8 protein-coding genes, 1 rRNA gene and 3 pseudogenes are annotated in these 12,438 nt (G+C 45.2%); 4 read left to right on the top strand and 8 right to left on the bottom strand.

Going from position 1 to position 12,438, the window contains the following annotated elements; translation table 11 throughout:
• Positions 1–125 precede the first annotated feature (125 nt).
• Positions 126–227: pseudogene (locus tag F0Q32_RS26800) on the top strand (IS1 family transposase); the annotation flags it as partial.
• 374 nt (positions 228–601) lie between these two features.
• A complete protein-coding gene (locus F0Q32_RS11785; protein WP_045269761.1) occupies positions 602–1,198 on the top strand; it encodes a hypothetical protein in 597 nt (198 codons plus the stop codon).
• A gap of 473 nt (positions 1,199–1,671) precedes the next feature.
• Here F0Q32_RS11785 and F0Q32_RS11780 read toward each other — a convergent pair whose 3' ends face one another.
• Together F0Q32_RS11780 and F0Q32_RS11775 are read right to left on the bottom strand one after the other, a co-directional pair.
• On the bottom strand, positions 1,672–1,956 hold the full coding sequence (locus F0Q32_RS11780; RefSeq protein ID WP_126514695.1) for a hypothetical protein: 285 nt from the start codon (positions 1,954–1,956) through the stop codon (positions 1,672–1,674).
• 27 nt (positions 1,957–1,983) lie between these two features.
• The gene (locus F0Q32_RS11775) at positions 1,984–2,352 is read right to left on the bottom strand and encodes a hypothetical protein (protein ID WP_045269760.1); all 369 of its coding nucleotides are present in this window, start codon (positions 2,350–2,352) and stop codon (positions 1,984–1,986) included.
• Positions 2,353–2,534: 182 nt separating this feature from the next.
• On the opposite strand from F0Q32_RS11775, the pseudogene F0Q32_RS11770 reads away from it, so the two are divergent.
• Positions 2,535–2,678: pseudogene (locus F0Q32_RS11770) on the top strand (transposase); the annotation flags it as partial.
• Positions 2,679–2,748: 70 nt separating this feature from the next.
• Positions 2,749–3,869 (top strand): annotated as a pseudogene (locus tag F0Q32_RS11760) (IS3-like element ISKpn34 family transposase).
• Between the two features lie 244 nt (positions 3,870–4,113).
• On the opposite strand, the gene F0Q32_RS11755 reads toward F0Q32_RS11760, so the two are convergent.
• The 6 genes from F0Q32_RS11755 to rrf form a co-directional block, all read right to left on the bottom strand.
• A complete protein-coding gene (locus F0Q32_RS11755) occupies positions 4,114–4,602 on the bottom strand; it encodes a hypothetical protein (RefSeq protein WP_032469931.1) in 489 nt (162 codons plus the stop codon).
• Positions 4,599–9,275 carry a RecQ family ATP-dependent DNA helicase gene (locus F0Q32_RS11750; protein ID WP_096152372.1) on the bottom strand — a complete coding sequence of 1,559 codons (4,677 nt, stop codon included), beginning with the start codon at positions 9,273–9,275 and terminating at the stop codon, positions 4,599–4,601. Before F0Q32_RS11750 ends, F0Q32_RS11755 begins: the two co-directional genes overlap by 4 nt.
• On the bottom strand, positions 9,272–10,201 hold the full coding sequence (locus F0Q32_RS11745; protein WP_045896958.1) for a DNA-processing protein DprA: 930 nt from the start codon (positions 10,199–10,201) through the stop codon (positions 9,272–9,274). Before F0Q32_RS11745 ends, F0Q32_RS11750 begins: the two co-directional genes overlap by 4 nt.
• Positions 10,188–10,256, bottom strand: coding sequence for a hypothetical protein (locus F0Q32_RS26795; protein WP_353653208.1), 69 nt, complete (start codon positions 10,254–10,256; stop codon positions 10,188–10,190). Before F0Q32_RS26795 ends, F0Q32_RS11745 begins: the two co-directional genes overlap by 14 nt.
• Positions 10,257–10,443: 187 nt before the next feature.
• On the bottom strand, positions 10,444–11,412 hold the full coding sequence (locus F0Q32_RS11735) for an IS5-like element IS903B family transposase (RefSeq protein WP_080339786.1): 969 nt from the start codon (positions 11,410–11,412) through the stop codon (positions 10,444–10,446).
• A gap of 828 nt (positions 11,413–12,240) precedes the next feature.
• Positions 12,241–12,356, bottom strand: a 5S ribosomal RNA gene (gene rrf, locus F0Q32_RS11725).
• Between the last annotated feature and the right edge of the window lie 82 nt (positions 12,357–12,438).

Raw genomic sequence — 12,438 nt, 5'->3', positions numbered from 1 at the left:
TTGGCAGCATTACCGTGAGAAAGTTATGATTATCGATAAAGAATATACACTTGTAGATGCAACAGCAAGACTTAACACTGACCTGAGGAATTATGAACATGAAATAAACAACGCCGCCATCATAACATCTGGCAAGGCTGGGACGGAAGTCACTGTCGTTCTCAAAATCGGTGGAGCTGCATGACAAGGTCATCGGGCATTATCTGAACATAAAACACTATCAGTAAGTTGGAGTCATTACCGCGATTTAAGACGCCATTATCATGCATTCAGCCACCACAACAAGGGAAGACCCATTTATGTACAGTTATTTTGTTGCCCGGATTTCTGCCTATGCTTTTGATTCCCTTACACAACCCCGACCGCCTGCCCCTTCCCTTATTCCTCGAATGTTGCCCAGCGGGGTTCCCGTCAATTGACTATCGTTACCTCTGGCGTATACTCTGGAAAACTGGAGCCTTTTTAATTAGAAGTCAATCAAGAATGATTAGAGAACTGGTTTCAAACATGTGCTGTCTTAATATCAAACTTGCTCAGTATATATTAATAAACAGATGAGTTGAGGAAGTACTTTAATTCCTCCATTCAATGAATTAAACATATGCAACACTTAAATATCAAAGGGTTTGTTATGGGTGTATATAGAGATCGTCAAGGTAATTATGTAACAACGGAAAATCCTACTGAATCACATCGCAATATAACAGATGCTTACATTTCGGAAGACACACACCGTTTGAAAAGTGATCCAAGTCGTCGGCAGGCAGAGTTTGAAGGGAACCTAGCTATTAGTAGATTTATCGGCATCGTCATGCTAATTTGCTTTCTTTGGGCCGCGATTTTTTATTTAATTCTCATTCCCGGGCTGAACTCCGCCGGGATGTTAATTTATAATGGTGGTATTCTAGGCATTGTTGGTCAAATTATTTGGATTATCTTTAAAGCTGCATTTACATTACTCACCGTTCCAATGATGGTTGCGGGTATCGTTTCGCCGTATGATCCAGGGACACATTATATATCGCAAGCAGTAGTGATGGCCGTTGTATCAGGCATCATTTTTAAATTCAGAAAAAACGTAAAAAAACCGATTGTTTCCACTCTGGGATTTCTCGCTATCTGTACATGTGTATCAGTCGGATTGGTTGCGACCAATGCGGATCTATGGTCACAATTTCAAATGTTCCCGAACCTTTGAGTTAGAGAACAGACCATTATACTTATCAGATAAATAATGTTTTATTATCTAAAAAATGGTTCGTTTTTATAGTGAGGTCGGCGTTGTTGAATAAATCAGTTTTGAGATACGACAATGCCCTCGTCACCATCTATAAGGCAATACGCTCGCTGACAACGAGAGGCTGAAGACGCTCTTGAGCATCAGGGCTGTGGTGATAGCTGTATCGGCGTAACGCAAAGGTTATACCCCGACTTTTAGCGTCAGCGATGTCGTACCCTGCGTTGTACTGATTTTCTCTCGATACCAAAGCGTTCAGATTTACGATGTGTTCCATCTTTTCCTGCAAGGTAGTGATTAACTACTACTAATCTGGTTTCGAGGGGATATTTTGGTTTTACCATAAAAAACTGCACCTTACTCAGTTGCGTGTCCAACTTTTGGGGTGCAGTCCAGCTTGCGGGGCTTGGCTATTCAGAATGCTATTTATATTATCAATCTTTCTGTATTATCAACTGCGAAAAGGCTGTGTTTTTACTCGGGTCAGACAAAGATGTCGACGCACTCACATCGAACATTTGCACAACTTTCCAGCCCTGTTTTGCCAGTTCAGGCAGCGTTGCTTTGATTCCACTTCCGCACGTAAAAACAGTACTGTCATTAACATTATGACTTTCTAATACGGGATATTCAGGGGAGTGACAAACATGTGCATCCCCAGCTGTCGCCGATGCACTCAATCCGAGCAGGACTATAACTATCAATGTTTTTTTCATCATATGCTTCACTTTGTATAATTGGAACAGTTACATTTTCACATCGTTCCATGTGAAGAGCTTGGGTTCTTGGAAGCGATTATTTGCGCTGCCAAACCTCATTGGCATTGGTTCAGCGCTAGTTACTGGGTATTTGAAATCAAATCTGAAAAACAAGTGCTCCCCGCACTTATATATAATATATTCGGACCATATTTTTTCATCACCTTCTCTGTCTGATTTGTAGGTGTCTACATCGCAAGTTTTATTTTTATCCTCAAACCCCCCTGCAAACTTGTTTGCGGATAGTTCTAGTTTGTGACCTTCAATAGTAATTGTGCGTGATTTAAAACCGTTGTCGTTGCAACCTACAATGAGTAGTGTAAGCATTCCGATTTTTAGTGCGTGAATTATTTTCATATCAGTCCCATTGATAGATAAACAAAAGCCTCAGATTAATCTTAACGTGTTTTTTAAGGTTTTCAAGGCGTTAATGAATAAATCATTTTTGAGATGCGGCAAAGGTAATCCCCGCGAAAAACCAACGTGTTCATAAGTAGAATTTTCTCGTAATCTGAACCGGGGAGATCTCTATGTAAAAATCACGTTTTACTGACAGCCAGATCATGGCCATCCTCAAGCAGGCCGAGGCCGGAACGCCGGTAACTGAACTGTGTCGCGTGCATGGCATAAGCAGTGCCAGTTTCTACAAGTGGCGTTCACGCTTTGGCGGGTTGGATGCCTCTGACCTGCTCCCCGTTGATTAATACACCGTGATGTTAGTAATGTCTTCATAAGCCACATGAGGACATCCCCATGAAGAAGCGTTTTTCCGACGAACAGATCATATGTATTCTCCGCTAGGCCGAAGCCGGCGTTTCTGCCCGTGAGCTCTGCCGTAAGCACGCCATTTCCGACGCCACCTTTTACACATGGCGTAAGAAGTATGGCGGTATGGAGGTGCCTGAGGTTAAGCGCCTGAAGTCGCTTGAGGAAGAGAACGCCAGACTCAAGAAGCTGCTTGCTGAAGCCATGCTGGATAAGGAGGCGCTTCAGGTGGCTCTTGGGCGAAAGTACTGACGACAGACCAGAAGCGGGAAGCCGTGGAAGTCATGTGCGAGGCTAAGGGTCTGTCGCAACGTCGTGCCTGCGGGCTGGCAGGTCTGTCCCTGTCAACCTGCCGATATTCGGCTCAGCGTCCGGCTGCTGACGCGCAGCTGTCTCTACGCATCACAGAGCTGGCACTTGAACGCCGCCGTTTTGGTTACCGGCGTATCTGGCAGCTTCTGCGACGTGAAGGTCTTTGCGTTAACCACAAGCGGGTTTACCGCATCTATCAACTTAATGGCCTGAGTGTAAAACGCAGACGACGTCGTAAAGGGCTGGCAACAGAACGTCTGCCGCTGCTCCGCCCGATGGCGCCCAATCTGACCTGGTCAATGGATTTCGTCATGGACGCACTGGCCACAGGTCGCAGGATCAAGTGCCTGACCTGCGTGGATGATTTCACAAAGGAATGCCTGACGGTCACTGTTGCCTTCGGGATTTCAGGCGTGCAGGTCACGCGTATTCTGGACAGCATTGCGCTGTTTCGCGGCTATCCGGCTACGATAAGAACCGATCAGGGCCCGGAGTTTACCTGCCGCGCACTCGATCAGTGGGCTTTTGAGCATGGTGTGGAGCTGCGACTTATCCAGCCCGGCAAGCCAACGCAGAACGGATTTATTGAGAGTTTTAACGGACGCTTTCGTGATGAATGCCTGAATGAGCACTGGTTCAGCGATATTGTTCACGCCAGGAAGATCATTAATGACTGGCGACTGGATTATAACGAGTGTCGACCACATTCATCACTGAATTACCTGACGCCGGCTGAATTTGCAGCGGGCTGGCGAAACGGGAAATATGAAGAAAAACCAACCGACATTACTAACTGAAGGTTGTATCTAACTCTGGGGGCAGGTCAAAAGCGCGTTAAAGGCCGAGCGAATATAGCAAAAAGTTATATCGGCAAACTCTACGCATTGGCACAATAGGCGAAAAGTAAAAACCTAACCCCAGATGAACGCTACCAACTTCGACAAGAAAAAGTATTGCCTATCTTAGCAAAGTTCAAAGCTTGGCTCGATTCTGTATTCCAACTTATTGATTACAATTAAAAACTGAATGACAATCTAAAAATTAAAGAACCATATTCATAGCCAAGAATCCGACACCTCCAGCCAACACCAAGATACCTAAAACAACTATGGTTCGTAGCCCGCTTATCGATCTTTGCTGAGACTCCACCGCTGCCTCTAACTTGCTTTTCAATTCCGCTAATTGTTTAGCAATGCGGCTATCAATTGCTGTGCAGCCTTGTTCAAACTGATCAGGTGTTACAAACTTCAAGGCTGCAACCTCACGCCTTAGTTTCAACTGTTCATCTTTGATCTGGCCTAGAAGATCATTCAGTGACGTAAGGCGACCGTCAAACTCTTCAAATTTATTCGAGTTCTTCGTAACCAATTCAGCCTGTTCATAAGCTAGACTTGCGAGCGTTGATTTCGCTGCCTCTATCTCAGTTCTTGCATCGTTGACGGCGCTCAACAGGCCATTAAACTCTGCCACTTGCGTCGATTGCTCTTCGAGTGAATCGATTACCCGGTGTAGTTTCTGTATGTCATTCACCAATTAATCCCCTTGTATAGGCTGGTAAGTTTTTCAAGTCTAATTGCTAGTGGAGCTAACAAAGTGTGATAGGAGAACGGATCTCCTAGCTCTTCATTTACCTCCTCAAGAAAATCCAAATCTTCAAATTTCTCATGGACCAAACGAGCAAAGCGGCTTCGCGCATTTTCAGAGAACATTGGCTTTAGCTGCATAGTTTTTCGGACCAGCTCTAGTGCTTCATCCCTATTATCACTGATCAACCGATCAAATGACGATGCCATTCTTCGCTCTCCATCTGCATCATCAAACTCATCGGAAGCTAGTCGCAGCACACCACTCAAGTAGTTCAAGAATGCATTATCTTTGTATGACTCTAGGAATCGAGAAATCTGACCTCGTAGGATCGTCATCTTCTCGCTGCCTACTAGATGTTCCGTGCCCTCTTCTTCATCAGTTTCAAAAAAAACTGATGGCCATAACTTCGCCGATGCAGAATTCTCAGCCATATAGAGCAAAAGTTGGCTCGACTTGTCGTGTCTGAAATAACCCTCCAACTTCTCCTTAAATTCTTTGCCATCCATCCTGCCTTCAGCAAATAAACTACAGTGTTCATAAACGTTCTTCTGTGACTGGCGGCGGTTGTAGACAAAATGGTCATAGGACCAAAGTAAAAGAACAAGAAAGATAAATTGCGATTTATCGATAGACCCTTTTCTCAGCTTGTCGCAGAGAATTTTGTAGTACTGGTTATCACTACTGAACACATCAGCGAGCTTAAACTCAGGATCATACTTTCTGACGGTATGCTCAATTTTCTTTTCCAGGCCTTCTTCCGATAGGCACTGGAACTCGACATAGAGCGTTCCATTAAAAAAGTCTTCGATTACCCAGTCAGAGACAATACCTAATTGAGAAAGACGGTAGATAGCCTTTTCCAATTTAAACTTTTCCGTACCAAACTGCCTGGCAGTAATGATCACCGTGTTGTGTTCCTGATTGTACTTAAAGAATTCGTATACATTTGCCATCAACTTGAACTCATCATTGATTGTGTCCAAGCCGTTTGTCATCAGGAATAGATTTGTGTTCAGGTCGCTATCGCGACTCAATGACTTCACGTACTCCTTCAGATCTTTGACGTTCGTGCTAGCGTCCCAAATCTTGTCGAGAATAGCTGAATTGGGCTCTTTTGTGAGAAGCACATAGCAATCTGCGGGTACTTCCTTGAATAGTTTTTTATCTCGCCCGGCCCTGCCTGCTTCCTGATACAAGGCCTCCATCGACCCAGGTATTCCGAAGTGAATCGTATAGGCAATATTCCCCTTATTCACGCCCATTCCGAATGCCTTAGTGGCAGTAAGTAGGCGGTATTTATTTTCTTTAAATTCGTCTTGAACTTGGCGCTTATACCTATCGAAAGCCTCTCCCTGCAATCCACCCATTTTCGGAGCCGACCCCGAAAAATATCTAACATCCATCTTCAAGAGTGTTGAAATTCGGCCCGCTAAGCTATGACAACCCTTAGCTCCGTTGACGGTAGGTGTGAATATGATCCCCGCCTTATTGCCGTCTTCCCGATCGGAATTCCATTTACCCTCCATTTCAGAAACAAGCTTGACGACTGCATCACCTTTAAGGCCTTTATCGTCGATAACGTGGAATGAGAGTTCCTCGCGAGTGAAGTCCATTGGGGTACGGACAAAATCATCGGGGATATCAAACTCTGTTTGAATATCTTTTAAGACGTTAACTGATGCTGTTGCCGTTAGGCCTATATAACTTGCACTAGGAGCAAACCGTTCGATTGTATTTGCCAGGTTCAGATAAGAAGTCCTGAAATCATGTCCCCACTCAGACAAACAGTGAGCTTCATCGATCACCGCGTAGGCAAATGAGAGATCTAGTCCGATAGCCAACATCTCTTTTCTAAACGCATGGGTTTGGAATCGCTCAGGCGATATGAAAACGAAGAAGTACTTACCACGTCCGAAATCTCTCTGAACTTTGGCCTTCTCTCCTGCCTTCAAATCACTTGTAATAAAATTGCTTCGAGTGAAGCCGATGCTATCCAAATCTGCTTTCTGGTCATACATCAAACTTTTTATCGGGCACACGACAAAGCTAACGGCTGGTTGCAGGACCGCAGACAGCTGGTAACAAATCGACTTACCCGAACCTGTAGGCAGCAATCCTATTGTGCCGTTTTTCGAAAGTGCAGATCCTATGATACCAACCTGCCCTTCCCTGAAATCTACATCCTCTAGGTATGGTAGAAACAGGTTGCTGAGGAAGTATCTCAGCGACTCTCGCTGCTCGCTGCCTGGGCTAAGATCTAGCTTGTAGGTAATGGGGTTACTACATGAAAGCTCGAAAAAGTCATAGTCAATCAATTGACTGGTTTCTATTGAAACAGCATCAGAATCTTCGAAGTTTCGATAGAAATCGAAGTAATCCGTACGTGAATATATGACGTCTTGGTTAACTTGAAAGGAATCGTCATAACGCTCCAGTAAGCTGAAGTCGATGAATATATTTTCACCAGACCGTTCGCTCGGAAGCTCATCTGATTCGATCAGCGCAACCTCAATTCGCTTTTCTTCAATGCCGATGAGACGAAAGATATTCGATAACAAATCGTTCAGGTCGTCCAGTGCCGCTTCAGCAAAATCAGTTCCATCACGATTGACTATGAATAGTTTTTTCAACTCCCCTAGTCTGATCTGACCTCGTTCAAGAAGCTCTAATAACAGTATCTGGAAACGCAACGCCGAGGTCAGCCTCAATCGCGAGTCAGTAACATCGACTCCATTTTCATAAGCCTCTTGGTAATTCAATAAAGAAATACCATTAGGAGGCGTTAGGACACCATTTCGCTCTAGACTATCAACGATCTGAATTTGAGAAATAATCGAATTTATCTTACTGATAAATGACTGATTCTCAGATGCCACTTCTTGAACAGTGAAACGAACTGTCTTCAGACCCAAGGTTTCAGTAAACGCATCCCTCATCTCATCTAAATGCTGAGAATTTTGGTGCTGTTGACCATCTATCTCAATAATTAAACCAACTTGAGGAATGTAAAAATCTACCTGTTGGTTCTGGAATTGTTCAACGTAGACCTGAGTCATATCGTAAATCTGAACTTCAGGGAGCATTAGTTGTTTTACAAAAATGTACTCACCGAAATACTTTGGAATCAGCTCATCAAAAAACCTTTTCGCTGGGTAGTACCCAGAATGCTTGTTGCCTCGAATCAATCTATTCCAAAAAACTGGCTTATCTGACACAAGAGCCTGAGCTGATGTATTAAGACCGCTCTTCTCCAGTTCAATGCCAAATGCCTTCCTCAGTTTCCGCGAGGCTATTGTTGGCTTCCCTCTCTGAAGCATATTCTTAAGAACTTGAATTGCTGCAAATAGCTGTCCAGACGCCGTTTCAGACGAGATAGAATACTGGAGAAGATTGTGGAAAATGAAGTTATGGTTGGTTCTCGCGTAGTTAGCAGAAAACTTCTTGCTTACAAGCCTGCTACTAGACTTCGACCTGACATGTCTAGATAGTTCACTTTCGTCCGCCAGCGAGTCGATGATTGGGTTGTACAAATCTGAAAACAGTTGGTTATTGTGTTGTTGTTCTTGGCTGTCAGTGCCTAGCTCCAATCTATAGAGAGTTTTAACCAACGTAAAAATGTAAATACTTGAATTCGGAAAAGCTTGAGATAGACAGCGTGTTATCTCATCAGTTGTAGCCCCCGAAGTTAATACGTCGTCAACGATCAGAAATGTCGGATTTGAATTAGCTTCTATTGAATCAAAATCGGCTTTATAGGCACCTCTGACCTGGTGGAGTCTTTGTGCTGCAGTGCAATTAGTCGATTTATCTAATACGTGATCTTTCTCTAATATCTTAGGTTGGTAAGAAGCCCCTAAAGCAACAGCCAGCGATTTGCCCAAGGTATCTAATGCTTTATCGCCATCTTCAACCCTAAGCTCAGCGTGACCTAACGCTCGAACAACTATATCTATGGCTGGGAATGAAGGAGCTAGCTCAACAGTCTTGTTAACCCAGCGGCGAACAGAAGTATTCTTGTTATCTTTGAAAGACCAAACTTCCTGTTTGATACCATCTAAATAGAATCCCAGATGAAGTTTATTCCCAGATTGTATTAACTCAGAACGTCCAGTTCTTGCGGAGCTCCGCGTCGAGTTTTTTCCAATAAGCTCGGTGAGACCGCTTATTCCCTTATGTGACGAATCGATCTCCGAGGCAGAACCCCAATCTACTGAGAAAAACTCAACTCCTGCATTGGAAGCAGCGTCTCGATCTAGGTTACTATCTCCTAAATAAATTGACTCGTCGGCGCTAACACCGAAGTACTCGAGAATACGAGTAACGCCCTCAGGGCTCGGCTTATGCTGCGTTACATCATGGTAGGCTACTACATAATCAACAGTGATACTGAAGTGTTTGAGTAGCCCCTGAACGTAGTTCGAAGGCGCATTCGAGAAGATAGCAACCTTGATTCCAACCGACCGAGCCGTTGTAACAAGGCCGACAACGTCCTGATAGATGACACAACCATTAAAGTACCTGGGTATGTCTCTCCATCGGCCAGCTGACCGAAGTGGTTCGAGGCTTGATGTATCAATAAGCGTGTCATCAAGATCGAGGACGATGACCTTTATCACAGCAGGCCACCTTTTGCTTTCAACGACCTAAATGAACTCGCGATATCTTCTAATTGAAGACGAATATCTTCATAAGATTCGCTCGTGTAGGGTATCGCCCTCCCTTCGTTAACTAGCTGTTGAGTTCCTGAAATTGCCTTGATAGTAAGATCTGGATACTTAGCTTTATGTGCGTCAGGAACGAAGACAGGACGCATCATAGAGATAGCAGATTTGACTGCGTGCATCGTCCCACCATCTATCGAAGTTTCAATAGCAAAGACGGCAGTAGATAAACCTGCTTGTATCCTGTCTCGCTTAGCAAAGAACGCAGGTATTGCTTTGGTTCCTGGTGCATTCTCTGCAACTAGAAGTCCGCCCTCGTCCAATATTTCCTTAGCGAGTTCCCGATTACTTGCGGGAGAAATAGACTCCACATCGACAAGAACAGAAATCGTTGGTGTTTTGGCGTCTAATGCCGCGCGATGAGCAATTGTATCGATACCCAGTGCAAGTCCACTGACTATCGTGAAGCCATAAGTCGCAAACTTTTGAATAGTTTTAATCGTTATGGTTTCCCCCTTGGGGGTGTTTTCACGAGTGCCTACAACCGCTAATGAAAGCCTATTATCTAAGAGGTTCAGATTGCCTTTGCAGTATAGAAAAGGAGGAGGTTTCGGGAGACCGTATAACGCAATTGGATAGGTTTTCGTACCGAAGAGAACAATCTCAACACCTTTATTTTTGAACGAATCAATCTCAGCTTGTACTTCGACCCTGAGAGCTTGGAAGTTCGCAGTATCTAAGAAGCTTTCGAGAGTTGCTCGAGATTTACCGTTTGATATTTTTAGATTGGAGGAGTGGTGTGCCAGTTCTTCGAGTGTTGCCACTCCGCTATACGCTGAAAACTTTAAGATGGACAGAACAGTTTCATCACCAACGTTCATTAGCCTCTTGACAACAAGAGCATCTACTATGTTCACATCCACTCCAAAAACACAACAAATTCTAGTCCATTAACCACAAATTTACTTGTATTCGACCGAAAACACAATAAAGTCAATCTCTATAAGTAGATATACCCCACGGCAAGTGTTGTGGTCAACTAAGGAAGGTGCGAACAAGTTCCTGATGGCTTTGTTGAATAAATCAGATTTCGGGTAAGTCTCCCCCGTAGCGGGTTGTGTTTTCAGGCAATACGCACGCTTTCAGGCATACCTGCTTTCGTCATTTTGTTCAGCGCTCGTACCAGGGCCATAGCCTCCGCAACCTGACCATCGTAGTCACGCAGCGTCAGTGAACCCCCGAACAGCTGTTTTACCCGGTACATCGCCGTTTCCGCTATCGAGCGACGGTTGTAATCTGTTGTCCATTTCCACCGCGCATTACTCCCGGTCATTCGCTGATTAGCCACTGCACGGTTACGGTCTGCATATTCACCGGGCCAGTAACCCGCACCTTTTCGGGGAGGGATAAGCGCGCTGATTTTCTTACGCCGCAGTTCATCGTGACAGAGCCGGGTGTCGTAAGCGCCGTCTGCCGATGCTGCCCTGATTTTTCTGTGAGTCTGCCGGATACGACCCGGGAAGGCTTCTGAGTCCGTCACATTGTTCAGCGACAGGTCTGCACAGATGATTTCATGTGTGTTGCTGTCAACTGCCAGATGCAACTTTCGCCATATACGACGGCGTTCCTGGCCATGCTTTTTGACTTTCCACTCGCCTTCACCAAAGACCTTCAGCCCGGTGGAATCAATCACCAGATGCGCGATTTCACCCCGGGTGAACGTTTTGAAACTGACGTTAACCGACTTTGCCCGCCTGCTGACACAGCTGTAATCCGGGCAGCGTAGCGGAACGTTCATCAGAGAAAAAATGGAATCAATAAAGCCCTGCGCAGCGCGCAGGGTCAGCCTGAATACGCGTTTAATGACCAGCACAGTCGTGATGGCAAGGTCAGAATAGCGCTGAGGTCTGCCTCGTGAAGAAGGTGTTGCTGACTCATACCAGGCCTGAATAGCTTCATCATCCAGCCAGAAAGTTATGGAGCCACGGTTGATGAGGGCTTTATTGTAGGTGGGCCAGTTGGTGATTTTGAACTTTTGCTTTGCCACGGAACGGTCTGCGTTGTCGGGAAGATGCGTGATCTGATCCTTCAACTCAGCAAAAGTTCGATTTATTCAACAAAGCCTATCTCTGAAGAGCTAATTGCTTTAGCTTGCTCATTATGAAGTACTCTCACCTAATGCAATATAGTTGTTAGAACTGGGATACGAAGATGGGCCATCTTAAACCAAGGCAATTTAATGGTAGGATTATGGTAGTTTCGAAACACCGTATTTAAGCATTGCTTACATCATATTGCAGAAAACTTAAACATTTTTCTCAAGGCAAACCAGTAAAAAACTGTTAGTGCTGATAGAGCATTCGGTCTTTTTTGAAGGGATTGAAAATCCCCGTGTCCTTGGTTCGATTCCGAGTCCGGGCACCACTATTTAAAGAACCCAGCCTATGGCTGGGTTTTTGCTTTTCTGGGGTTTGTACTCCACTCTTCCTGTTCTCATCCCTTACGCTTTTAAATCATCGCTGTAATCAACGTGAAGCGTTTTAATCTGCCGGGTATTGTTCTGGGCAGGTATCGTTAAGATGTCGTCAGGGAGAGGTTGTGCGCGCTGTGTTGCCCGGTGGCGCTGCGCTTACCGGGCCTACAGAGTGTGCTCCGTACCCGCAGGCCGGATAAGGCGCAGCCGCCATCCGGCAGGTTTTTTCGCACCAGCGCAAAAAGGCCATCCTTCCGGATGGCCTTCTGCTTATTTGATGCCTGGCAGTTTATGGCGGGCGTCCTGCCCGCCACCCTTCGGGCCGTTGCTTCGCAACGTTCAAATCCGCTCCCGGCGGATTTGTCCTGCTCAGGAGAGCGCTCACCGACAAGCAACAGATAAAACAAAAGGCCCAGTCTTTCGACTGGGCCTTTCGCTTTATTTGATGCCTGGCAGTTCCCTACTCTCGCATGGGGAGGCCCCACACTACCATCGGCGCTACGGCGTTTCACTTCTGAGTTCGGCATGGGGTCAGGTGGGACCACCGCGCTAGTGCCGCCAGGCAAATTCTGTTGTATTAACCCGCTTATCGCCGGTTAATTTAATCTGTTATCAAGCTTACTTGTCGATGTCTCTTCGCCAAAA

Source organism: Pseudocitrobacter sp. 73 (assembly GCF_008369545.1).
GTDB classification, from domain to species: Bacteria; Pseudomonadota; Gammaproteobacteria; order Enterobacterales; family Enterobacteriaceae; genus Pseudocitrobacter; species Pseudocitrobacter vendiensis.
Note: the sequence above shows the minus strand (reverse complement) of the source record. Positions and strands in the feature narration are given on the sequence as shown.

Excerpts from the sequence above, each read along its gene's own strand:
- F0Q32_RS11745 (WP_045896958.1), bottom strand. The coding sequence starts at position 10,201 with ATGAACGTTGGTGATGAAACTGTTCTGTCCATCTTAAAGTTTTCAGCG.
- F0Q32_RS11785 (WP_045269761.1), top strand. The coding sequence starts at position 602 with ATGCAACACTTAAATATCAAAGGGTTTGTTATGGGTGTATATAGAGAT.
- F0Q32_RS11775 (WP_045269760.1), bottom strand. The coding sequence starts at position 2,352 with ATGAAAATAATTCACGCACTAAAAATCGGAATGCTTACACTACTCATT.
- F0Q32_RS11780 (WP_126514695.1), bottom strand. The coding sequence starts at position 1,956 with ATGATGAAAAAAACATTGATAGTTATAGTCCTGCTCGGATTGAGTGCA.